Annotated in this window: 22 protein-coding genes and 1 pseudogene; 12 read left to right on the top strand and 11 right to left on the bottom strand. The window is 44.8% G+C overall.

What is annotated here, in order from left to right:
* Window positions 1-14: 14 nt before the first annotated feature.
* From wecB to AC6I7V_RS00925, 3 genes are all read right to left on the bottom strand, one after another.
* Window positions 15-1,139, bottom strand: coding sequence for a non-hydrolyzing UDP-N-acetylglucosamine 2-epimerase (wecB, locus tag AC6I7V_RS00935; RefSeq protein WP_498011152.1), 1,125 nt, complete (start codon window positions 1,137-1,139; stop codon window positions 15-17).
* A gap of 384 nt (window positions 1,140-1,523) precedes the next feature.
* Window positions 1,524-1,844: a hypothetical protein gene (locus tag AC6I7V_RS00930; RefSeq protein WP_498011151.1), complete on the bottom strand. Its 321-nt coding sequence runs from the start codon at window positions 1,842-1,844 to the stop codon at window positions 1,524-1,526.
* Window positions 1,845-1,872: 28 nt separating this feature from the next.
* On the bottom strand, window positions 1,873-2,895 hold the full coding sequence (locus AC6I7V_RS00925) for a helix-turn-helix domain-containing protein (RefSeq protein ID WP_498011150.1): 1,023 nt from the start codon (window positions 2,893-2,895) through the stop codon (window positions 1,873-1,875).
* 290 nt (window positions 2,896-3,185) lie between these two features.
* Between AC6I7V_RS00925 and AC6I7V_RS00920 the strand changes: the two genes are divergently transcribed.
* The 3 genes from AC6I7V_RS00920 (at window position 3,186) to AC6I7V_RS00910 (ending at window position 4,662) form a co-directional block, all read left to right on the top strand.
* Window positions 3,186-3,647 (top strand): hypothetical protein, encoded by a 462-nt coding sequence (locus AC6I7V_RS00920; RefSeq protein WP_498011149.1) that lies wholly within the window; start codon window positions 3,186-3,188, stop codon window positions 3,645-3,647.
* On the top strand, window positions 3,647-4,135 hold the full coding sequence (locus AC6I7V_RS00915) for an N-acetylmuramoyl-L-alanine amidase (RefSeq protein WP_498011148.1): 489 nt from the start codon (window positions 3,647-3,649) through the stop codon (window positions 4,133-4,135). Before AC6I7V_RS00920 ends, AC6I7V_RS00915 begins: the two co-directional genes overlap by 1 nt.
* A 191-nt stretch (window positions 4,136-4,326) precedes the next feature.
* The gene (locus AC6I7V_RS00910) at window positions 4,327-4,662 is read left to right on the top strand and encodes a hypothetical protein (RefSeq protein WP_255231629.1); all 336 of its coding nucleotides are present in this window, start codon (window positions 4,327-4,329) and stop codon (window positions 4,660-4,662) included.
* A 145-nt stretch (window positions 4,663-4,807) separates the two neighbouring features.
* On the opposite strand, the gene AC6I7V_RS00905 is transcribed toward AC6I7V_RS00910, so the two are convergent.
* From AC6I7V_RS00905 to AC6I7V_RS00875, 7 genes and pseudogenes are all read right to left on the bottom strand, one after another.
* The gene (locus AC6I7V_RS00905) at window positions 4,808-6,979 is read right to left on the bottom strand and encodes a polysaccharide biosynthesis tyrosine autokinase (RefSeq protein WP_498011147.1); all 2,172 of its coding nucleotides are present in this window, start codon (window positions 6,977-6,979) and stop codon (window positions 4,808-4,810) included.
* Window positions 6,980-7,123: 144 nt separating this feature from the next.
* Window positions 7,124-7,564, bottom strand: coding sequence for a low molecular weight protein-tyrosine-phosphatase (locus AC6I7V_RS00900; RefSeq protein WP_498011146.1), 441 nt, complete (start codon window positions 7,562-7,564; stop codon window positions 7,124-7,126).
* Between the two features lie 98 nt (window positions 7,565-7,662).
* The gene (locus AC6I7V_RS00895; protein ID WP_498011145.1) at window positions 7,663-8,799 is read right to left on the bottom strand and encodes a polysaccharide export protein; all 1,137 of its coding nucleotides are present in this window, start codon (window positions 8,797-8,799) and stop codon (window positions 7,663-7,665) included.
* 624 nt (window positions 8,800-9,423) lie between these two features.
* Window positions 9,424-11,532, bottom strand: a pseudogene (locus AC6I7V_RS00890) (YjbH domain-containing protein); the annotation flags it as partial.
* 170 nt (window positions 11,533-11,702) lie between these two features.
* A complete protein-coding gene (locus AC6I7V_RS00885) occupies window positions 11,703-12,590 on the bottom strand; it encodes a capsule biosynthesis GfcC family protein (RefSeq protein ID WP_498011144.1) in 888 nt (295 codons plus the stop codon).
* An 18-nt stretch (window positions 12,591-12,608) separates the two neighbouring features.
* A complete protein-coding gene (locus tag AC6I7V_RS00880; RefSeq protein ID WP_498011143.1) occupies window positions 12,609-13,283 on the bottom strand; it encodes a YjbF family lipoprotein in 675 nt (224 codons plus the stop codon).
* 294 nt (window positions 13,284-13,577) lie between these two features.
* Window positions 13,578-13,829, bottom strand: coding sequence for a hypothetical protein (locus tag AC6I7V_RS00875; RefSeq protein ID WP_498011142.1), 252 nt, complete (start codon window positions 13,827-13,829; stop codon window positions 13,578-13,580).
* Window positions 13,830-14,112: 283 nt separating this feature from the next.
* On the opposite strand from AC6I7V_RS00875, the gene AC6I7V_RS00870 reads away from it, so the two are divergent.
* The 5 genes from AC6I7V_RS00870 (at window position 14,113) to AC6I7V_RS00850 (ending at window position 18,495) form a co-directional block, all read left to right on the top strand.
* Window positions 14,113-14,547: a rhodanese-like domain-containing protein gene (locus AC6I7V_RS00870; RefSeq protein ID WP_150870387.1), complete on the top strand. Its 435-nt coding sequence runs from the start codon at window positions 14,113-14,115 to the stop codon at window positions 14,545-14,547.
* Between the two features lie 116 nt (window positions 14,548-14,663).
* Window positions 14,664-15,131, top strand: a complete 468-nt coding sequence (gene secB / locus AC6I7V_RS00865; RefSeq protein WP_032551186.1) for a protein-export chaperone SecB — start codon at window positions 14,664-14,666, stop codon at window positions 15,129-15,131.
* 170 nt (window positions 15,132-15,301) lie between these two features.
* On the top strand, window positions 15,302-16,366 hold the full coding sequence (gene gpsA / locus AC6I7V_RS00860; RefSeq protein WP_498011141.1) for an NAD(P)H-dependent glycerol-3-phosphate dehydrogenase: 1,065 nt from the start codon (window positions 15,302-15,304) through the stop codon (window positions 16,364-16,366).
* Window positions 16,367-16,486: 120 nt separating this feature from the next.
* Window positions 16,487-17,308, top strand: a complete 822-nt coding sequence (gene cysE / locus AC6I7V_RS00855; protein WP_150896142.1) for a serine O-acetyltransferase — start codon at window positions 16,487-16,489, stop codon at window positions 17,306-17,308.
* Between the two features lie 47 nt (window positions 17,309-17,355).
* On the top strand, window positions 17,356-18,495 hold the full coding sequence (locus tag AC6I7V_RS00850) for a murein hydrolase activator EnvC family protein (RefSeq protein ID WP_498011140.1): 1,140 nt from the start codon (window positions 17,356-17,358) through the stop codon (window positions 18,493-18,495).
* Between the two features lie 126 nt (window positions 18,496-18,621).
* Here the strand turns inward: AC6I7V_RS00850 and AC6I7V_RS00845 are convergent, their stop codons facing one another.
* Window positions 18,622-19,257, bottom strand: coding sequence for a TetR/AcrR family transcriptional regulator (locus AC6I7V_RS00845; protein WP_255231639.1), 636 nt, complete (start codon window positions 19,255-19,257; stop codon window positions 18,622-18,624).
* A gap of 309 nt (window positions 19,258-19,566) precedes the next feature.
* Between AC6I7V_RS00845 and rfaD the strand changes: the two genes are divergently transcribed.
* The 4 genes from rfaD (at window position 19,567) to waaA (ending at window position 23,888) form a co-directional block, all read left to right on the top strand.
* Window positions 19,567-20,508: an ADP-glyceromanno-heptose 6-epimerase gene (gene rfaD / locus AC6I7V_RS00840; RefSeq protein WP_255231640.1), complete on the top strand. Its 942-nt coding sequence runs from the start codon at window positions 19,567-19,569 to the stop codon at window positions 20,506-20,508.
* A gap of 73 nt (window positions 20,509-20,581) precedes the next feature.
* Window positions 20,582-21,577 carry a lauroyl-Kdo(2)-lipid IV(A) myristoyltransferase gene (gene lpxM / locus AC6I7V_RS00835; protein ID WP_498011139.1) on the top strand — a complete coding sequence of 332 codons (996 nt, stop codon included), beginning with the start codon at window positions 20,582-20,584 and terminating at the stop codon, window positions 21,575-21,577.
* Window positions 21,574-22,632: a lipopolysaccharide heptosyltransferase II gene (waaF, locus tag AC6I7V_RS00830; RefSeq protein ID WP_498011138.1), complete on the top strand. Its 1,059-nt coding sequence runs from the start codon at window positions 21,574-21,576 to the stop codon at window positions 22,630-22,632. The genes lpxM and waaF overlap by 4 nt, the downstream gene beginning before the upstream one ends.
* Window positions 22,626-23,888, top strand: coding sequence for a lipid IV(A) 3-deoxy-D-manno-octulosonic acid transferase (waaA, locus tag AC6I7V_RS00825; protein WP_498011137.1), 1,263 nt, complete (start codon window positions 22,626-22,628; stop codon window positions 23,886-23,888). Before waaF ends, waaA begins: the two co-directional genes overlap by 7 nt.
* The last annotated feature ends 75 nt before the right edge of the window (window positions 23,889-23,963 follow it).

Below are 23,963 nucleotides of genomic sequence, written 5' to 3'. Positions count from 1 at the left end.
ATGATTCCTAAATTCTATTTTTCTAATTCGTTCAAAATTCTTTGGCAAGCTTTACCATCCCCGTATGGGTTGTGTGCGTAGCTCATGGCTTGATAAGCGCTTTCATCGGTTAGCAGTTCATTTAAACTATCAACAATGATATCAACATTGGTACCAACCAACTTAACGGTCCCTGCTTGAACTGCCTCTGGCCTCTCAGTCGTATCACGCATCACTAATACGGGTTTACCGAATGAAGGGGCTTCTTCTTGAATACCGCCTGAATCGGTCAAAATGATGTGCGCGCGGCTCATTAAGTAGATAAATGGCAAGTATTGCTGAGGCTCAATAAGATGAATATTATCGATGCCCGCAAGAATGCGATTGACTGGCTCGCGCACATTTGGATTGAGGTGCATCGGATACAGGATCTGTGTATCTGGATGCGCTTTAGCCGTAATCGCAAGTGATTCACAGATGCGTTCAAAACCACCACCAAAGCTTTCGCGGCGATGACCTGTAACCAAAATGAGTTTTTTGCTTTCATCTAAGAAAGGAAATTGAGCAGAAAGGGTTGCATTCAGATCACTGTCAGAGTCAATCTTGTCCTTCACCATAAGCAGCGCATCAATAACGGTGTTGCCAGTGACGCTAATGTCTTCTGGGTTAAAGTTCTCTTTGAGCAGGTTTTCTTTTGACGTTGACGTCGGTGCAAAGTGGTATTTGGTTAACGCGCCAGTGAGGCGACGGTTGCCTTCTTCTGGCCAAGGCGAGTAAATATTCCCAGTACGAAGGCCAGCTTCCACATGACCGACTGCAATTTGCTCATAATAAGCGGCTAAGCTTGCAGCAAACGTCGTTGCCGTATCACCGTGCACTAACACAACGTCAGGTTTGAATTCTTCTAGCACAGGTTTAAGCTCTATCAAAATACGCGCTGTTACGTCATTAAGTGTTTGACCAACCTTCATTAAGTTCAAATCATAGTCTGGCGTGATTTCAAACAGCTCTAATACTTGATCTAACATTTCACGGTGCTGCGCGGTCACGCAGCACTTTGCTTCAAAGCGATCATCAGCTGCCAGCGCATGAACAAGAGGTGCCATTTTGATGGCTTCTGGGCGTGTGCCAAAAACCGTAAGGATTTTTTTCTTAGTCATTTTATGAGATTTCCAACCGATAGGTGAAATGAAAGAGATGATTTTTATAACTTTCGGTCTCAGTCCATGTTAAGCCACTGAGACACTTTTTACTCATTTTGAGACAGTCGATTTCCGCCCATCCCTTGTAAAACTTAGATTTTGCTATCTTTTTAAAAACGGCCCCAATAGGCAACCAACTCACTAGTTAGAACAAGCCTTGTATCAAACTCAGTCATTTTGACTTAGAAGGGGCTGAATTGGGTACGCTACCGCCCTTAGGTTTGGCTCCTAAAGGCAAGAATCAGTTTATGCGTTTTTAATACGTTTTTTTATTTCGGTAGGATTCTAGCAAAATGTGTGCATATAAACTACCGCAACATAGCTATCTTTTCGCTCAAGTTTTTACCACGCCTTTAGCCAGTGAAAGCACTGCACATTATGCAAAAACTGCGTGCCAATGAAAAAACGATTCTCTTGCGCTACATCACAGTAGCGCTTCTCTATATCGATAAAAATATTACCGTTTCGATATAGCGATACAAAGCTTTCGTTGTTATTCACGGCCAGTAGTACCTTGATTTCTGTGCGCGTTAACCCTCGCGGGTAATGCGCAGCTAACAAAGCTAAAAACTCCCCAATACGCCCTTCTACTCTTGCGACTTCTTGTGCCAAGATGGCGGATTTTTCATCCGTTGTTAATGCTTTTAAGCTGTTGCTGTCCATAGCCTGCCCTACCTTTCTCTTTTGTTTTTTAGCTCGATTCAGGAGTGCGAGATTGAATCAAGGCTTGAATGCGCGCTTCAAATGGATTAACCCTGTTTTTAGCGTGATATTCCTCCAGTGCCTGTGTAACGGGTGTTACTTGCTCAGGTTTAGGTCTTGTGGGGAAATCGTTATCTACTGCGTTGCGCTTATCTGGGTTCAAGTCCTGCTTCTGTCTTGATACTTTTTGGGATTTAGGCTTCTTTTTCACTTGTGCAACAGCTCGCGCTCTGCCCTGCTTGGCCTTGGCTTGTGCACTGCGCTTTAACCAGCCATTCACAAAGTGGCCAATGTGCTCAAAAGGTTTACGTTTCTCTGGGTTAACATAGAGCCAAGCTTGCATGGCGTGCAGCTCTTGCTGCACATCTAGTTTGGGGTAGGTACGTTCTAATATGTTGTAAAACTCTTGGTAAACCGGCGCACTTCCCTCCTTCGTCAGTAGGTGAATCACCGCTTCGTCTTTTGCCTGCTCTTGTGATTGTGGAGGTTGTGATGGTGGCGCACTGTTTTGCTTCGCTGCCTGCGCACTTTGCTCAGTATTGAGCCCTGTTTTATGTTCTTTTTGAAAGATTATGTGTGCCAAGGGATCACTCTCTGTGGCTGTCATTGTGACACTCTGGTGGGTGTCACTACGGTCACTTTGTAGTAGTTCGGCGCTTAACTCTGCTTGAGCTTTGTCTTGAACCATGAGTTCTTGGTTTGTTCTTTCTAGGTCATCCTGCTCAATATGACAGGCGCTCTCACTCGGTAAGCGCAGTTGATACAAGTTACTGCGTTGACGCCCTGAATCATCAAAGCGCTTTATGCGTTTCACAAAACCTTGCTTCTCTAATTCGTTAATGTGCCGCTTTACGGTTCTGACCGATACTTCACAATATTGCGCCAAGTAACTTAACGAGGGGAAACAGACACCACGCGCATCGGCGTTGTCGGCCAGTTTGAGTAATACCAACTTACTGATCGGTGAGCCCGTTTTTAATGGAATAAATGAAAGAATCAGAGAAACGCACATTCGATAACACTCCTTATTAATAGAGCCGCTCAATAAACAGCCAATAACATTCAGGGTATTAACAACACTTTTTATGAATATGGGGGCGAAGCGAAGGCCAGACAATCCGTAACAAAACGTGTTTTACAGCTCTGCTCTCAGGGCTATGCAACACGCGTTATTGCTGAGTTTTCCTTATTTAGAAACAGCTCTCATTTTTTATGCAAGCGAATAAATTTTATGATTCGTACCGCCCCCAATCGATCGCCTTGCATTACATTGCTCATCCCTTAGCAACCACAAGGTGTTTAATGAAGGCAATCATCTCTGTTTTTATTTCAGCGTACCTGCCCAGCATAGCGAGCTTTGAATGTCGGGCGGATTCCGTTTGCGGTAATACTAATCAAACGCCCTGTCATCACACGTTCAGCCACGACGAACTAGCCTGGGCGATACTGCGAGCGAAAAAGCAGTACCCCATCGGATATTGCATCACCTACCTGCATTATGTGAGTTACCAATTCGAATGTGCTAAAGCCGTTCGAGTGGCCTTGAATGAACAGCTCTGTCGGCTTGAACAAGAGAGAGAAAAAGGGGGAACACAAAAACACAACGTGTCACTTCTATGTTTACAACAGCAAAGTTTGCAACAACAAGGTATGCAACAGCAACGCCGACTACAGCGATCGTTACAGCAATGGATACGACAACAAGAGGATAAATTTTGCCAAGCACTCCACCACCAGTTGACCCAGCTTACAAAAAGCGACTAATGCTTGATGACTCAACTATCAACTTCGTTGTAGCCGGATTACCAGAACAGTTGATCACACTACTTCCCTTGATTAATAGAACAGCTGATACAGGTTTTTCTTTTATCACTGTGCACTGCAGCGCAACGCCTTCAACTCAAGATATTGGTGTGGCCGAGATTCGCCGTTGGCATAAAAACCGAGGCTGGCGAGATGTGGGGTATCACTTTGTGATTCGTCGCTGCGGTAAGGTAGAAATAGGACGCCCGTTATCGCAAACCGGCGCGCACGTTAAAGGACACAACAAAGGCAATATTGGTATTTGTTTGGTAGGAGGCTGCAATGCTGTCCAGCAACCTGAAGACAATTTTACCTTTGCTCAGCGCAAGGCTCTGTTTGGCCTAATCGAAGTGTTGCAAAAACGATTTTTGATAGTGGATAACAATGTTAAGGGGCATAAAGATTGGGGAGTGAATAAGGCCTGTCCGGTAATGGTTTTGAGAGATTAAAAGCAGATACGGGATTCGAGTAAACGAGATTCGAAGAGTGGAAAAGCAGAGGTGAAGAGCGAGAGGGTAATACAGTCGAAGTGCTAAAGAGCAGATGAGAGTAGCGAGTAAACGGGATGCGAAAGGCTAAAAGAGCAGGTTCGAAATTACGCTAACCGCAGAGTACATACATCAACAAACCAAGGGGTAGTATGACATTGTTCGGAAAGATATTTGGGAGCGAGTCTTCCATCAATAAAGGTTTAGAGGCACTGACCAACACAGGAGATGCGATGTTTTTTACTGATGAAGAAAAAGCGAAGCACAAGCTGGCACTATTAAAAGCATATGAACCTTTTAAGTTGGTGCAGCGCTACATTGTGTTGCTGTTCACTATTCCTTATGTGGCGCTGCATGTCATGGTGATATTGGGTTGTATGCACGGCTACGATTGGAAACCATTAGGGGAGATGACCAATGAAGCCTTTGGTTACCCTGTTTTAGCAGCGATTGGGTTGTATTTGACGGGAGGGGTGATAAAAAAGTAGATGTGGGTGGATAAGAGCTTATTCGGGTAGCGAGTAATCGGGATGCGAAGGGCTTAAAAAGCAGATGCGGGCAACGCAGAGATAAAGAAGGGTTCGAGCGGCGCTTTTCGTATCTCGCCACTCGCATCCCGTATCTGCTTTTTATCTACTTCTTATCGCTAGAATACGCGTAGTTATAGTAACCGTAACCGTAAGAGCTCGAGGCTTTTTTCTCGATGGCGTTGAAAATGACACCTTTCACTTCAATACCAGATTGTTCAAAGCGATTACGCGCTACATCGATCTCTTTCACCGTGTTTTGACCAAATCGAGCGACCATTAAGGTAGTACCAGCAAATGCACCCACAATACTTGGGTCAGTTACCGCTAGTACTGGTGGAGTATCCACAATCACCAAATCATACTCTTTTGAAGCCCACTCCATTAGCTCCGCAAAGCGTGGGTGCATGAGAAGCTCAGATGGGTTTGGTGGTACTTGGCCGCGAGTGATAATCTCAAGGTTTTCAACCGGGGTTGCTTTGACCGATTCAGTAAAATCTTGCTTACCACTCAACAGATCAGAAAGGCCATTGTCCCATTTCACACCAAAGCTTTGCTGCAAATAGCCTTTACGCATATCCGCATCAATCAACAGTACTTTTTGGCCCGTTTTTGCCGCTACTGCTGCAAAGTTAGTTGAGATAAATGACTTACCGATGCCTGGCGCAGGGCCAGAGATCATCAAAATGTTGTTTTTCGCTTCAAGCATCGCAAAGTGCAAACTTGTACGAAGGCCGCGTAGCGCTTCCACAGAAAGATCGGCAGGGTTAGATTCTGCAAGCAGAGCTTGAGTTCCAGAAGTCTGTTTTTTCTTAGATTTAAAGCGGTTAGTTAACTCCAGCTGCAAATCTGATTTAGGTACAGCAGCGTAAACAGGTAAACCAATTTCTTCGATTTGATCTGGGCTCTCAACACCGCGGTGGAACGCGGCTTTCACTAATACAAACGCCACACTTAACATGCCACCAAGTAGTGTCGCCAATACCACAATCAGTGGCTTCTTCGGTTTTACTGCACGCGCATAAGCTTGCGCATCATCCAAAATGCGTACATTACCCACAGTACCGGCTTTAATAATACTTAGCTCTTGTACCTTGTTGAGTAGTTGAATATAGATCTGCTGGTTTACTTCCACGTCACGTGTCATACGTAGTACTTCACGTTGTGTTTTAGGTAGCTTTTGCACCTGCTTGTTTAAACGCTCTTTCTCTTTCAACAGCGTTTCGCGCTTATCCAGTAGCGATTTATAAGCTGGGTGATCTTTAGTAAAACGCTGACTAATTTCACTCTCTCTGAACGTCAGTTCATTCAGTTGTGCTTCCAGTTCCACCATCACTTTTAGGGTAGATTGCGCTTCTAAGCCCAAGTCAATCGATTCGTTTTCTTGGCGGTAGTTGTTTAGCGTATCTTCAAATGTGGTTAGCTGAGATTTAATACCAGGAAGGTGGCCCTCTAGGAAGGCTAAACTCTTCTCTGCTTCAGCTGAGTTGCGCTTTACATTTTGTAAGAAGTAGATTTGGCTAATATGGTTTAAGATTTCGGAAATCTGCTGCTTATTCTCGCCCTCAAAGCTTAGCTTCAGAATACCCGTTTGCTTGCCTTGTTCAGACAAAGAAAGAGAAGATTTCAACCATTCAATCGCTTCTAATCGACTACGATTCGCAATGGCAAACTCAAAGTCATTATGGGACTCAAAACCAGCCACAAATAGGCTGTAGTCATCTGCAGTGGCTAACTCACCAATTTTGTCCTCTAGAATGACACGCTCGTCTTCTCGAATTAGCTGATAAGTGCCCTGCTCTGCATCTAGGATACGAATTGTGTGTGCGTATTCACTGGCATAACCTGGCACCACAAAACGGCTAACGGAGATGTTATTCACATCTCCGGTTAAACGAGCGATGCCTTTGCCCACAACAGGCGCATAAATAGGAGAGGTAACCGTGGTTAAATTAAACTTCTCGACCGTTTCACCTAAGATCATTCTCGATTTAATGATCTCAATTTCAGTGGTGGCAGAAGATTCTTGAGCGAACAGTTCGCCCATATCACCCACCATTGAAGAGATGCCACCAGAGCTTTTCTCTTCAATCTGAATTAATGCGTCCGCTTTATAGATAGGAGTAGATAACAGTGCAAATGCAACACCGCCAACTGCAAAGATAAACGTGGTAAAGATAATCCACCACTTAGCATCAAGCAAAATACCAAACAGTTTTCCTAAATCTATCTCATCTGAGTTATCAGTCTGTGTTTGCCTAGATGGTTGTGTTGTCATCGAAATACTATTTCCTAAAACTCGTACTATTTTGTTGGTTGGCTTATTAAAAACAAACCACCCTAAATCGTTTATGTTATCGTTTCTGCTGATTCAACGCTTATTCTGCGCTTTGTTAAATCGATTGAAGCTTTATTAAATAGATTAAAGCTTTTTCGCCCACGCTTGTGCGGCTTCATCAATCAACTTATAAGCGTGTTCAAAAGCCTCTCGACTCTGGCGATAAGGATCGGGGATGTCGCGTTGCCCTATCCACTGGCCAAACAACATGGTTTTACCACGCGCTTCCGGAGATATCTGGGTTAACGCTTCCGTATGGCCTTTTTCCATCACTAATATCAAATCATACTGCGCACAAAGCTGCGGCGTCACTTGTTGTGATTGGTGGTCTTCTACATCCACGCCATTTTCTGCTGCAATTAGAATTGCGGTTTCGTCTGCTGGTTTACCAATCAAACGGCTTTTTTCCGCTGCAATACCCGCTGAAGCGACGTGTTTGTTCGGTAATAACTTTTGTAAAACACGCTCTCCCGTTGGCGAACGACAAATATTACCGACACAAACTACAAGAATTTTATTAAACATAAATTACTATCAACTATATAAACTGGGCAACTATATAAACAGGGGCACCATATAAACCGGGCCACACAGAATGCGGCCCGATATTTAATCTACTTTATTTACGGCCAGTTACGAACGCGCAGTGCGCCTTCCGTTAGGTCATTGAAACCAGTAATGGTCGGAACAAGTTGTCCGATTACACGGTTCCAACGGCTGATCGGCGCTGCCGTGACATAAACAATATCATACGGCTTCAAATCAAACTCGGTACCAATGACTAAAGCGGACGCATCTTCCATGTTCAATTGGTAAATGTCCGCCATGCGTTCTGATTTATCATCAGAAGTTCGAATCACAAACACGCCTGTCGCATCAGCAGAAAGTTGGTTAATACCACCCACACTGCTCAGCGCTTCGGTTAGACTCATACCTACACGATCAATCTTCAGTAACTGTGGTTCATTCACTTCGCCCATCACAAACACTTTTTGATTGTCATTACGTGGCACATGAACAATATCGCCAGCTTGTAGCAAGCGGTTTTGTGTTAAATCACCACGCTGCATCAGTCCATACAGTGAAATGTTCTCTTCAACACCATTGCGCGTTAAAGAAACATTACGCCAATCGGCATTTTCAGACAGGCCGCCAGAGCGGTTCACCGCATCCAGCAGTGTTAACGGAATATTGGTGATTGGCTGTTGACCCGGCTTAGATACTTCACCAGTCACGTAGGTTTTCTTAGAACGAAAAGCCGCAACATTGACATCCACTTGCGGGCTTTCAATGTACTTCGCTAAACGCTTGGCAACCTCTGCACGAATTTCACGCACGGTTTTGCCTGCGACTTCTACCGTGCCAATGTATGGGTAGAAAATGGTGCCATCAGCATGAACCCAGTTACCCGCTTCAGAAGCGCTACGGTAAGAGCCTGCCGGAATCGTCAGCTCCGGGTGATCCCAGATCGTAACATTCAGAATATCCCCCACGCCCACTTTGTACTCATACTTCGCGATATCAACATCTAACTCAGGGTTAGCTTGAGAGACAGATTGAATTTCGCTTTTATAACTAGAAACCGTTTGGGCGGTTAACGGGTAAAGGTTAACAACATCTGAAATATCCGCAGTTTGTTGTTCCTCAGAAGGAAGGATCACATTCTTATCATCGGTAGTAAGGTGCGTACCTGGAGTAGTACAGCCAACCAGTAAAGCGGGCAATAACGCAAGAAGGAGACGATTTTTCTTAATCTTCATGTTAACCAAATCATAGTTGAGAAAATGTAATCACGTCCAAGTGATACAAGACAGATGACCTTACCATTAGCAGTGGCTTAAACGAATAGCAGTAGTTAAAACGGAGGGTAAAAGGAGTGATAGTTTGATATCGGTCCCATTTAAATTCGCTTCCGGGCACGCTACCGCCCGTTGATATACCGCGACATCACACTGCGTAGTTGTCTGTGCACCATAAGCGGCCTCTTGAACGGTAGAGAAAAGCCAATGGTAATTTTATAAAGCACATATCAAAACATGCTCAAATTTAATCCGTATGTATTATCCACAGTTTGTTTGTATTATCAACCTTGTTGAATGGTTGGGCGCTTAGAAAAATAAGAATCCAATAGCATAAAAATTCGGGACTGCGGAAGATATCATACAAGAATCTAATTCGAGTTAGGGCATTATTAAAACTCGTCATTCCAGAGCTGAGGGACGAAGCGTCTGGAATCTCTTTCCGTTGTTCACGAAAAGAGATTCCCTATCACGCTCGTACCTCGCTGTAGGGAATGACGCAGCTAATAATCCATACTGAACGCATTTCTAGTCCAACATCAGACTTTGCAGCCCTTCGAATCTCGTTTACTCTAATCTACTAAATCATTTAACCTTACTTGGCCTTTGGAACCATGGCGATCTTGCATCAGTTTGTTCAAACAAGTTGTACTGCTTGTTCAATACCTGTCCGCCGTCGCGGGTTAGCGGTTGCCATGTAAACTGAGTTCGGTTTGAACTTGGTTTGACCGTTAACAAGTCAAATGGAATCGATACGTAGAAGCCTTTGGTGTAACTGCCCTCACCGAAGTCTTCTTCGCTCAAGTCGGTTAAGCTCACAAATGCACCGGCGATGACACCGCTCTTGAACTGTTTTGAGAAGTCGATTCGGGTACCCACATCGCCAGCAAGGAACTTACCAACGCCGACTTTAAACAAGGTATCACTTAAGAACTCCCATTGTGGCATGTAGTAACCCGTCACAAAGCCTGTGGTGCCTTTGTCAATCACGCGGTATGACCGATCAGGATTAGTTGGGTGAGCTTGCCACTCTTCATCAAAGGTTTTAAACCAGCTGTCTGGATCACGTTGGCTAATAGCTGTCACATCTGCACCAACAGCCCAGTTACTATTGTATGGACGATACAGCACTTCACCACCGACACCGGCAAACATACTTTCCAAGTAACCCGCATAAGCTTGGCTGTATATGCCGCTACCGTAGTCTTCAAACCAGGTTAGTTGTAACCTGTCTAAGCGAACTGGCTCTTCTACGTACTCACGGAATAGGGTTCTCACCCTTGCGGTTTGATCGGTGCCGTCTTCTGGTACTGTGTAGTTAAACTTATCGTAGTTATCAATAAGGTTGATATACAAAGAGCCCGACAACTCAATATTATTGGTCGCCCAGAAAGAGGCATTAGTGTACAAACCTAAAGCATACAGATAGAAATCTTCAGCAGAACCGAAAGATTGAGCTAAGTTTGGAGATACAGAAACATCAAAACGTTCACGAGCATCGTAATACTCAGTTGCTGAATTCGATGCAACTTCTCTATGTTGAGTAGAATCTTTAATATCAGAGTCTAAGTAAGAGTAGCTGGCCGCTTGTTTAAATTGCTGAGCGTTGATGTCGGTTTGCAAAAGCTCACCTGCACTGCTGGTTTCAACAATTTGGTAAGTATCGATGTAATCAGGAACGTGATTAGCGATTACCGTTGCACCGCGCTCTAATGCGACTTCACGGTCGCGGTATTTAACCTGCTCGCCTTTCACCACCAGCGTATTGTCATCAACCAGAACCTGAGCTTGTTCATAGCCTGCAATGGTATCTAACTCTTCAGTTAGTTTGGCTAAATCCACCTCATCCATACTGCTCGCTTCAGTAGGGCGAAGCTGTGCAGCTTCTGTATCACGCCAGATAGAGGCGATTTGATTGAAGTTGGTGGTTAGGTCAAAGCCCATAGTTAGGGTATCACCACGCTCGTAACTCACTTTAGCTGTCGCCCAGTCATTGAAACGGTACAGAGCCCCCACATTCCAAGGAGTGTGTTGCGTCATATCAACACCACCACGTACTACAGGGAAGTCTTGCGAGTAGTCGTTGCTGTCGTATTCGAGCTTTAAGGTTAGTGGCTTATAGGGCGTTTGATACTCTAAACCGCCATAGATAGCGGCATCACCCTTAAACCAACGCTCAAAGTCAATGCTGCCGCCATTGCCTTTAAAATCAGACGGGCGCTCACAAAACCTATCGCTGGCTTTACAGAATGGATTAGTAAAATTACCACTAGTACCCATATAACCCCAGCCCATACCTAAGGTTACATCGAGAGGGCCAAATCGCTTACTGGCTGCAACAAATTCGCCATCAAACAGGCCTGTACCACCAAAGTCACGAACACCGACAGACAACTCTGGCAAGTAGTAACCTTCTTCAATTAAGCGAACTTTAAAATCGATGCCTTTATCTGTGTACTTCGTACAGCCACTAAAGCTGTTTTGAGAGCAATCTGCACTACCGTTACCGCTGTAAAGCAAGTCTTGAACTTGGGTATAACGAACTGTCGCTTCCAACCAAGGCATTACCTGTAGGCTAACGTTATAGAAGTAATACTCGTTGTTAAACGATGCACTTAAGTTGAACTCACCCTCTGGTGCCATACGTGCGGTGGGCATCTGCATTAAACCTACGCCACCAAAGTTGGTTTGCGAATGCTTTAGTGTCGGAGAGTCAAAACTTGAAACCTCGACTTCAGAAGGCACCTGCTCTATTGCGTTTGCAGAAAAGTCTTGCGCAGCAACAGAAAAACTACTGACAGCCAGTAACGCACCAGTAATCGAGCTAGCCAGAAGCGTTAATGGGAATGATTGATTAGCCGACATTACAAATTAACCTTATGACGTAGAAGTTCGATAATATTTTGATTCAAAGTTGAGAACTCAGAAGGCAGCGAATCAAACGCGATAAACAGAATCGCACCGGGTGCAAAGTAAACTTGCTTACTGTTCCAGTAGGCGTAGCTTATCTCATCCACATGCCCGTCTGGCTGAATGACAAAGGCTGTGCTTCTATCTGCAACCTCAAGTAGCTCACCTTTTGGAAGTTTAGAGAGATAGTTATCTAACTGTCCGTGCTCAATTAACTTAAGTTTATGTGCTTGTTTAACTGCGCCAACCACCGTTACGCCGATTGGTCTTGGGGTGAGATACAAGTCAAAGCGCTGCGCTTGGTTTGACTGCTCTGATATAGGCAAATTAGCTGATTGGAACGCAAGGTCTTTTGAAAGCGACCCGTTTTTGAGAAGCGACATATCTTTTGAAACCAATAACGGATTTTTCTCTGGTTGGGAGATCACTGCGTTTCTGTCTAAATCAACAAAGTAACGTGCTTGGTAATCAAAAGACTCCAATTGTGTAATCACAGATCTGGCTTGTGGTTCTTGAAGCGCCAGTTGACTCAACTGTTCAATCACTTGTGCTTTTAGGTTATCGACCTGCGGCTGCGCATTGCGATCAAACAGCTGTGCTGACAAAGGAAAGTATCCTAACGCGCCATTCGCATTCGCGTCATTCAATACCTGCTCTAAACGAACGGGTTGAGTGTAATTGAGAGTGATGCCCTGAACAGGCAGTTCAACGCTAAGCTGCGGTTGTTGCGCTTGTTGAGCGTGAGGCTCTAAAGATTGGGCGTGTGCCATATTTGACAAGAAGAGCGCAGCACCAAGCGAAGCCAATGCGGTACGTTTACCGAGTTTCATTACTGATTTCATACTGTCTATCACCACCGATTAGTTCGCTTGATAAGGCTTAAGCAAGGTTAACTCTATACGAGTCATATTTGGGCCAAGGAACTGAACCGTTTTCACCACCTTACCTTCACTGTTTACCCAATACTCATTTTCTATTTTTTCGCCAAGGGCTGGATAACTCACTTGTTCGATAAACTTACTGGTTTCAATCGCGGCAAACGGGGTCTGCACGGTTTCTTGATCTGCATAAGTACGTACAACGTTAGCGCTATAACCAAATCGATAGTCTGGCTGCCAATCGTACGTGGCTTGCCATTGCTGTGCTTTGGGTTGTACTGATAAATCAAAACTTGGCACCAATGCATTGGTTGGCTTTGCTGCTAGGCCAGACAGGTTCTCGTAAGGTAGCAATAAGGTTTGAACTACTCGGCCATTTTCAGTCACAATCATCGCTTTATCTGAAGACATCCACTTGAGTTGCTCTGCGCCCGTTTCTGGGTTTTGTCCAACAAACGCCAACACCATAAATATTTTACCTTGATCGTTAATCTGCGCATAAATACTGGCGTAAGGTAGGTCTTGGATATATTCAGCTGAAGTGGAAACATCAGCACCGCCAAACATGGCTTCATTAAAAGTGGCGTTTAAGTCTTGAAACTGCTGGGAACAGCCCGCAAGCAACAAACCTAAAGAGGCGATAAAAGGTTTAATCATGATTGTTTACGCTTCCTAGCGATAGTATGAACGAGTGAGATAATGAACTGATAAATTATACCAATCGTAGTAAATAATTGCTCACCCTAGCTTGTTAAAATGCTCGATAACTGCGTTAGAATTTTTGATTGTAGAATAACTACTTATCGAAAAATTCCGCCTTGTTCTCAAGCCTTTTTCCTGCGCTATTTTTGATCACTTACTTACTGTGATTGGTATTAGGGAACACTCTAATATAAAAAAACCACTTTATGCTCTCACATAAAATGGCTTTTCATTCACTCAAGTAATAAATTACTGAGTGTTAGTCGTAGTTGTAGCACCGCCGTCGTTAGAAGCTACGGCTACTGCTGCGCCTACTGCTACTGCAGCTGTTGTTACCGCTACCGTCGTTGCTGTACCTGCTGCTACCGCTGATGCACCTGCACCTGCCGCTGCACCGCTAGTACCTGCGCCAGCACCTGCCGCTGCTGCAGTTTCAGTCGCTGCGAAAGCCGCACCTGAGAAGCTAACAGCTAGTGCTGCCGCTAGAGCCATCTTTTTCATACTGATTCCTATTAAAGATATAAACGTTTATATACAGAGGCTAAGCTTCAACCTCAATTAGTTGTTCAGCTTAAACAACTAATTGATCATGATAGTGAATAAGAGTGTACAAGTAAATGCATAAATTCTAGACAAAAACGGCTTTATTACGCGCCTTCACTCACAACCTTCTGCTTCTTCTGTATTCTGTAATCCATTATCGCTATACTCCAGAGCGACATACCAAAGTAACCGCGAGAAGCTTGGGTATAGTTTCTAGCCCTAAACGACAAGAGTCTAAGATATGCAAGAGTTAGTACCTTTTATTCAAGAGAATATGATTTTAGCCATCGTATGGATTGGCTTAGTAGTGGCCATCATTATGAATGTCATCAAAACATCGAATGCGGCTTATAAAGAGATTACTGCGGCGCAAACCACGCAATTAATGAACCGTGAAAATGGTGTTGTGGTGGATATTCGTACTAAAGATGAATACAAAAAAGGTCATATTACTGACGCACTTCACATTTTGCCTTCAGATATCAAAGCAAACAACTTTGGTAGCCTTGAAAGCCACAAAGCAGACCCAATCATTGTGGTATGTAAAACAGGTCAAACCGCTCAAGAAAGTGCAAACCTACTAGCGAAAGCTGGGTTTGAAAACGTGAGCCTACTGAAAAATGGCCTAGTTGCTTGGAGCGAAGCAAACCTACCTTTAGTGAAAGGCAAGAAGTAACGCCGTTAGTAGCAATTACCGTTATTAGCAGACACGGTTATCGATATACTCGTTTTTCAGGTTTCGTAACCCATCTCAAGTTACGGAGCCCAATGTAAATTTTTAAGGACAAGAAAATGGCTGAAGCAGCACCTCAAGAAGCACAACAAAACTTCGCAATCCAACGTATCTTCCTAAAAGACGTCTCTTTTGAAGCGCCAAACTCGCCAGATATGTTCCAAAAAGAGTGGAACCCAGATGTAAAACTGGACCTAGACACTCAGAGCCGTGAACTTGGCCAAGGCGTTTACGAAGTTATCCTACGTCTTACTGTGACAGTTAAGAACGCAGAAGAGACGGCATTCCTGTGTGAAGTTCAACAAGGTGGTATCTTCACTGCTAGCGAAATGGAAGCGGGCCAACTGGCACACTGTCTAGGTGCATTCTGCCCGAACATCCTATTCCCATACGCTCGTGAAACAATCTCTAGCCTAGTGGTTAAAGGTACGTTCCCACAACTGAACCTAGCACCAGTTAACTTCGACGCTCTGTTCATGAACTACCTACAAAACCAAGCTCAACAAGCTGAAGGCGAGCAAGCTTAAGTTATTTAAGACTTAAGGCGAGCAAACTTAAGTTATTTAAGACTTAATCCGACCGTTTAAAAATGCACAGCGCGACTTATGCGGTGTGCATTTTTTATTTTATCGCTTTTGTTCTAGCGATATAGTAGAAAGATACTCCTCTCATTTCCTCAAGACTTTCAGGTGGAAGCATGACAGACACAACTCGCACTAATGACATCAGTAGCGCTTATGATAGAAAGAGCGTTTATGGCAAAGAGATCGCTATGACGGTGATTGGCGCTGGTTCTTATGGCACATCTTTAGCCATTTCTCTTGCACGTAACGGCGCTAACATTGTGCTTTGGGGCCATGATCCTGAGCATATGGCTCGCTTAGAAGCCGATCGCGCTAACCATGAGTTCCTGCCAAACATCAACTTCCCTGAAAGCTTGATTATTGAGTCTAATCTAGAGAAGGCAGTATCTGCAAGCCGCGACCTACTTGTGGTTGTACCGAGCCATGTGTTTGGCATTGTGTTGAATAGCTTAAAACCTCACCTAAAAGCAGATTCACGTATCTGTTGGGCAACCAAAGGTCTAGAGCCGGAAACAGGTCGCCTACTCAAAGATGTCGCGCATGATGTGATTGGTGACGGTTATTCATTAGCCGTCTTATCTGGCCCTACTTTTGCCAAAGAGCTGGCTGCAGGTATGCCGACGGCGATTTCTGTTGCTTCACCAGATAAAGAGTTCGTAAAAGAGCTGCAAGAGAAGATTCACTGTACCCGTACCTTCCGTGTCTACGCGAATGATGATTTCATCGGCATGCAACTGGGTGGTGCAGTTAAGAACGTTATCGCGATTGGTGCTGGTATGTCTGACGGCATCGGCTTTGGTGCCAACGCTCGTACCGCGTTAATCACTCGAGGCCTGGCTGAAATGTGCCGCTTAGGTGCAGCACTAGGCGCAAAACCCGAGACCTTCATGGGTATGGCTGGCTTGGGTGACTTGGTACTCACTTGTACCGATAATCAATCTCGCAACCGCCGCTTCGGTTTAGCTTTGGGGACGGGTAAAGATGTCGATACCGCACAACAAGAAATCGGCCAAGTGGTCGAAGGTTATCGCAACACCAAAGAGGTTTGGCTTCTCTCTGAACGCATGGGTGTTGAGATGCCAATTGTTGAACAAATTTATCAAGTGTTGTATCAAGGAAAAGATGCACACTTAGCAGCGAAAGATCTGCTGGCTCGAGATAAGAAATCGGAAGGTTAAAAGAGCAGATTCGAGTGACGAGATGCGAGATTCGAAGAGCAAAAGCTTTTCTCATCTTTTAGCTCTTCGCCACTCGTTTACTCACATCTCGTCACTTGCTTTAAGAATGGATAGTAAAAAATGAAACACTGTGAACAACAAAAAGTCTGGCAATGCATTGTAAAGGAAGCTCGAGAGCAGTCTGAGCAGGAGCCTATGCTTGCGAGTTTTTATCATGCGACCATTATCAACCATGACAGTCTCGGTGCTTCGTTAAGTTATATCCTGGCAAACAAACTCAAAACCGCGTCAATGCCGGCGATGGCGGTACGCGAAGTGGTTGAGCAAGCCTTTGCTGAAGACCAAGCCATCATTGATGCTGCCGCTTGCGATATTTGCGCAACCGTGACACGAGACCCTGCGGTAGAGATGTACTCTATGCCGCTGCTTTACCTAAAGGGCTACCACGCTCTGCAAGGTTATCGCGTGGCTAACTGGTTGTGGAAACAAGGCCGTATTGCGCTTGCCACCTATCTGCAAAACCAAATTTCTGTTGCATGCCAAGTGGATATCCACCCTGCTGCCCGTATTGGTAAAGCGATCATGCTCGACCACGCAACCGGCATTGTGATTGGTGAGACTGCGGTTGTTGAGAACGACGTATCTATCCTACAAGACGTAACCTTAGGTGGTACAGGTAAAGAAGGCGGTGATCGTCATCCTAAGATCCGCGAAGGTGTCATGATTGGTGCTGGTGCCAAGATCTTGGGCAACATTGAAGTTGGTGAAGGCGCCAAAATCGGTTCTTGTTCTGTGGTACTGCAAGCGGTTCCTGCTCATACGACTGTGGCTGGTGTTCCTGCTAAAATTGTGGGTAAGCCGAAAACCGATAAGCCATCTCTGGATATGGACCAAGGGTTTAACGGACGCTCTCAAAACTTTATTCATGGTGATGGGATTTAGGAGCAGATGCGGGATGCGAGTAATTTAATGAGTGGGCTGTAACTTAGATGACAAAAACAATGAAAAAAATTAAAGCTATAAGCAGCCTTATTTTACTTTCTAGTGCAATGTTTTCTATATCTACTCATGCAGCCTCCCAAGGTGAGCTAAAAGGGGTGAAGAGTGAGATCTCTCGTCAGCAGCAAGCCCTATCTTCTCAACAAAAAAAATTGGATAGCTTGCAGGCCAACCTCAAGCAGCAAGAGCTCTCTATCGCTTCATTAGAGAAAGGCATCAAGGAGCGTAAGGAGCAACTTGCTACCGCCAATGCCAATATCCAGCAACTCAACAATAAGATTCAAGCGCTGATTACTCAGAAGCAAGTTCACACCCAAAAGCTCGAACAGCTTATTCAAACTTACTACATGACGCGCCGAGCAAAAGCGCCTTCGCATATTTTGAATACCGGTGTCGAAGAAGATCGTATTAGCCACTACTACCAACACCTAGCTAAAGCGCGCACCACCACGATTAAAGCGGTCGAACAAACTCAAGCTGAACTTGAAGAGAGTCAGCGCCTTCGTAAAGCCGAACAAGAGCAAATTGCGACCCTTCTTAAACAGCAAACCACCAAGCGCGATCAGCTCGCTAAGACTCAAGAGCAACGTAAAAAGACGGTGGGCAGTATTAAGAAGAGGATCTCTGGAGATAAAACCTATCTAGAAGAGCTGCAACGCAATGAGACTCGCCTAAAAGCAGAGATTGCCAAAGCGGAAAAAGCCGCTCGTGAAAGACGCAATGCGGTGCCAATGGACGGCCTAGCAAAACGCAAAGGTAAGCTTCCTTGGCCGATTAAAGGAAAAGTGCTGCATAACTATGGTACTCGCCAAACCGGACAAGTGAATTGGAAAGGTATGGTGATTAACGCAAGCTACGGTCAACAGGTTAAATCTGTCTACTCTGGTACCGTGGTATTTGCTGAATACCTGCGCGGTTATGGCTTGGTAGTGCTGCTCGATCACGGTAAAGGTGATATGACGCTATACGGCTTTAACCAAGCGCTACTTAAGAAAGAGGGTGATAAAGTCAAAGCCGGCGAAGCCATCGCACTTGCAGGTGACACTGGCGGTCAATCCCGTCCATCCCTCTATTTTGAAATCCGCCGAAACAGTCAGGCACAGAATCCGAAGAGTTGGTTGGTGAGATAAGAGCAGATGCGGGTAAACGAGATTCGAGATACGAAGAGCAAGTAAAAATGAGGAGGTAGGTGCGACGAACAACACGCTGCTCTTATGCTCTTCGCATCCCGTTTACTCGAATCTCGTATCTTTCAACTATCCATTCAACGCACGAACACCATCTTCCAACAAAGTTAACTGCTCAAAGCCTTGAGTGGTTGCGATAGGCTTCACCACAGCAATCATCTGTAGCATACCTTGGTGAATCACTTGCTCGGTGATTTGGGTTCTTGGTGACATGGCAGATTGATAAGCAAGCCAGCTCGACGCAATAAGGTGCAGAGACGTCACCATAGATTTCATCTCATCTTCAGAGGCTTTCAACAATTTCAAATCCACGAATGCACGCATGATCGCAATTAGGTTGGATTGCAAACGCTCTTGCACCGCCATGTAATCGTTGTGCAGCTGCTCATCTCGAGACAGGATCTCAGGAAGGTTGGCGTAGAAAAAACGGTATTTCCACATCAAGGTGAAGATGGAATCCAAGTAGTGCTTAAGCAGAGTCAGGCTCTCTTTTTGGCCCTGGATTGGAGTAAAACGCTCTAGAAGCTCCTCTGAATACAGAGTGAAGATATCGCGCACAATCTCTTGTTTGTTACGAAAATGGTAGTAAAGATTACCAGGGCTGATCTCAATATGTTCAGCAATATGGTTGGTGGTAATACTACGCTCGCCGTGCTCATTAAATAGTTCCAATGCCGCATAAACAATCTTGTCACGTGTCTTCATTTCTATTTCGAATCCCTATCTGTTTAGAGAGTCAGTATATCGCCCCTAACCAGATAGATCGAGTCGTTAACATCTGGTAGGTGGAACCTCAAGCCTTATTCGGCTGTTAGTCAGTCTTGAACGGCTGGCAGCAAGTCTTGTTCTACCGGTAGCTATTTCCCATTGCGATATAAAACTCCCTGATTATATGCTCAATTTATGAAGCCAATTCAGATGCTAACAGGCGAGTAACCTTGGTTTGCACTAGCCCGAATTGTTCATTCCTTGCTATACTCGCGATAGTTTTGTATTCAAAAGAGTAGGTAAAATATGATTATCGTAACGGGTGGCGCTGGCATGATTGGCAGCAATATTGTTAAGGCACTTAATGAAGCAGGCCACAACGATATCCTAGTCGTCGACAACCTAAAGAATGGTAAGAAGTTCAAAAACCTTGTCGACCTAGACATCACTGATTACATGGATCGTGACGACTTCCTAACTCAAGTTATGGCTGGCGATGATTTCGGCCATATCGAAGCGATTTTCCACCAAGGTGCATGCTCTGCGACAACCGAGTGGGATGGTAAGTACATGATGCTTAACAACTACGAGTACTCAAAAGAGCTACTGCATTACTGTGTTGAGCGTGAAATTCCTTTCCTATATGCCTCATCTGCCGCCACTTACGGCGAGACAGATACGTTTATTGAAGAAAAAGAGTACGAAGGTGCGCTAAACGTATACGGCTACTCTAAGCAGCAGTTCGATAACTATGTTCGTCGCTTGCAAGAAGACGCCGCAGCGCATAACGAAAAACTATCGCAAATCACCGGCTTCCGTTACTTCAACGTTTACGGTCCACGTGAAGAGCACAAAGGCAGCATGGCATCGGTTGCTTTCCATCTAAACAACCAGATGAACGCGGGTGAAAATCCAAAGCTGTTCGCGGGTAGCGAGACATTCAAACGTGATTTTGTGTACGTGGGTGACGTAGCAGCAGTGAACCTTTGGTTCCTAGAAAATGGCGTGTCAGGTATTTTCAACCTAGGTACTGGCAATGCTGAATCTTTTGAAGAGGTTGCCAAAGCCGTCATCAAGCACCACGGTAAAGGTGAAATTGAGACCATTCCATTCCCAGAGCACCTAAAAGGCGCTTACCAAGAGTTTACTCAGGCAGACTTAACGAAGCTGCGCGCAACGGGTTGTGATATTCAATTCAAAACCGTTGCCGAAGGCGTTGCTGAGTACATGGCACTGAAGAACAAATAATTGTCCTCTTGCTTTTTTTCAAGATCAGGAGCGCTCGCTAGATTAAGAGCGCTCTAAGAACTGAGAGTTTTCAATGACCGAGAAGCGTAACGACTTCGATCCAGATGCCTACAACCCCACCTTTGAGTGGGGCTTTCTTGCTCCGAAACACTGGGGAACATGGCTAGCTATCTTAGTGGGAATACCATTGGTATTTTTCCCACAAAAAACAAAGTACTGGTTGAGCTGCAAGCTAGCAAGATATGCGATTAAAAAGCCGAGTAGAACCATAAACAATGCGTGGATTAACTTCGGCCTCTGCTTCCCAGAAAAAAGTGACGCAGAAAAAGAGCAACTGCTTGAGAAAACGCTAACCACTGCTGTTTCATTTTTGCTTAACTTCGCCTCTCTTTCGCTACGCAGCCAAAGCTGGTTAACAAAAAGCACCACCGTTCATGGTATCAACAATATTCATGAGACACTGGAGCAAGGGCACAAAGCTATCTTGTTAGTGCCTCACAGCTGGGGAATTGATATTCCTGCTATTTATCTGGCTTCTCAAGGTCTACCTGTTTCAGCGATGGCAAAGAAACAGAAAAATCCGGTGACCGATTGGTTAATGCATAGACAAAGAGTGCAATATGGCGGTCGAGTGTACGAGCGAGACAACGGCATTAAACCTTTTATCAAATCCGTACGAGAGGGCTATTTGGGGTATTACTTACCAGACCAAGATCACGGTCGCGAACACAGTATTTTTGTGGATTTTTTCAATATACCGAAAGCGACACTACCTGGACTGGGTAAATTATCTAAAGTAAGCCGCGCAAAAATCATCCCGGTCTTCTCAAGCTATGACGCTCAAACCGGCTTATTCAATATCGATGTACTTCCAGCGTGGCAGGATTATCCTTCAAAAAGCGATCATCAAGACACTCAGAGAATGAACGAGTTTATTGAAGAGTGCGTAAAAGAACGCCCTGAACAGTACATGTGGGTGCTGCGCTTTTTAACCACTCAGCCGGATCCTGAAAGTACTTACAATCCTTACGAAGACAGAGAGCTGTGGCTCAAGACGTATACACGATGAAAAAAATTCTGATCATAGGTCCATCTTGGGTGGGCGATATGGTGATGTCACAGTCACTTTACATCACCCTGAAACAACAACACCCTGATGCCGTCATCGATGTGATGGCACCCGGTTGGTGTAAGCCGATTCTTGAGCGTATGCCAGAGGTTAATCGAGCGATTGATATGCCAATTGGTCATGGTGAGTTTAACTTTCTCGGTCGTCGAGCGATCGGTAAAACGCTGCGTGAAGCTCAGTATGACCAAGCTTTCATTTGCCCTAACTCGGCTAAGTCGGCACTGATTCCTTGGTTTGCGGATATTCCCAAACGTACCGGCTGGAAAGGTGAGATGCGCTATGGTCTTTTAAATGATCTGCGCCCCAATAAAAAATCATTCCAATACATGGTTGAGCGTTATGTCGCCCTTGCCCACCCTAAAGCAGAAATGATCGACTCTCGCTCTTTAGGTGGATTGGAGCAGCTACCGAGACCGGCTCTCACCATTCTCAAAGATGAGCAGCTAAAAACAGCGAACAAGTTTAATCTTACCTTAGAGACTGCCATCACTGGCCTTTGCCCAGGCGCGGAGTTCGGCCCGGCTAAAAAGTGGCCTGAAACACATTATGCAGAAGTTGCAACCTCGATGAGTAAAGCAGGTAAGCAAGTGTGGCTGTTTGGTTCTCAAAAAGATTTGGACACGTGTAACAACATCAAAGATCTTGTTCCTGAAGAACTGCAATCGCAAATTCACGTCTTAGCGGGTCAAACGAGCCTCATTGAAGCCGTAGATCTGCTTGGTGCTTGCCAAACTGTGGTTGCAAACGATTCTGGCTTGATGCACGTTGCTGCAGCCGTGGGTTGTAACGTTGTTGCGGTTTACGGTTCAACATCTCCCAAATATACGCCACCACTGGCTGAAAAAGTCGAGATTGTGCATACCGACATTGATTGCCGTCCGTGTTTCCAACGTGAATGCGAGTTCAAACACTTAAAATGTCTAACCGAGCTTTCACCGAAACAAGTTATTAATAGCATCCACAAGTTAGAGGCTATTTCGGTAAGCGCATGTTAATTCGGTTTTTCTACACGCTGCTCCTCGCACTTGTCGCTCCTTTGCTTCTGTTTGGCTTATATAAAAGTAAGCCAAACAAACCCAAGTTTGGCACACGTTGGAAGGAACACTTCGGTATCACACCTAAGCTCGCATCAAGCCAGCGCCCTATTTGGATTCATGCGGTGTCTGTTGGTGAAAGTATTGCCGCAACGCCTCTTATCAAAGCGCTAAAAAAGCAAAATCCAGAGCAAACTATTGTAGTGACCACCACAACCAGTACGGGAGCTGAACAGATTGAGAAGCTTGGTGCCTTGGTTGAACACAGATACATGCCGATTGATTTTGGCTTTGCGGTAAAGGGCTTTCTTAACGCGATCCAACCGCAGAAAATGCTGATCATTGAGACAGAGTTGTGGCCGAACACGCTGCACCAAGTTTCTAAGTTTGGTGTACCCATCACAGTGGTAAACGCACGCTTGTCTGAAAAGTCTCGAAACAACTACGCCAAGTTTCAGCCCGTCTTCAATGTCATAGAGCCTTGCTTGATGAAGGTACTTTGCCAAAGTCAATCTGACGCTGACCACTTTGAATCACTGGGTGTCGCGAAGAGTAAGCTAGTCGTCACTGGCTCAATCAAGTTCGATATACAAATTTCAGATGACGTAAAAACAAAAGGTAAAGCGTTAAGGGCTGAGCTTGGTGTAAACCGCCCGGTATGGATCGCCGCCAGTACTCACAAAGGTGAAGATGAGCAGATTCTAGAGGCACATAAAGAGGTACTTAACACCTATCCGGATGCTTTGCTAATGATAGTTCCACGTCACCCTGAGCGATTTGATGATGTGGTTCATTTATGCCAATCCTCAGGGTTTACAACCACGCGTAGAACAAACACAGACATTGAGTCTTATGAAAAGTCACAAGTTTATGTGGGTGACACCATGGGCGAGATGCTGGTTTTAATAGGCGCTGCAGATATCTGCTTTATGGGCGGCAGCTTAATTGGCGATAAGGTTGGTGGGCATAATGTGCTTGAGCCCGCAGCGTTGGGAGTACCTGTGGTGACGGGGCCGAGTTATTTTAATTTCAAAGAGATTGTGGAGCAATTACAGAAAGAAAAAGGAGTTATTGTTTGTGAGTCGGTACAGATGAGTTGCAACATAGTAAGGTTGTTCAACAGTAAATCCGACTATAAGTTACTTCAAAATACAGCACTAAATCTCGTAAAAAAAAGCCAAGGTGCTTTGGCGTATACGGTGTCACTCCAAAAGTAGATATTGGAGAAACGATTACATTACACAGATGTAATACATATGATAATATGTATATAATTATTGCTTTATGGTGCT

Source organism: Vibrio sp. KUL70 (assembly GCF_059725515.1).
The sequence above is the reverse complement of the archived record's forward strand: the minus strand, read 5'-3'. Positions and strand labels throughout refer to the sequence as shown.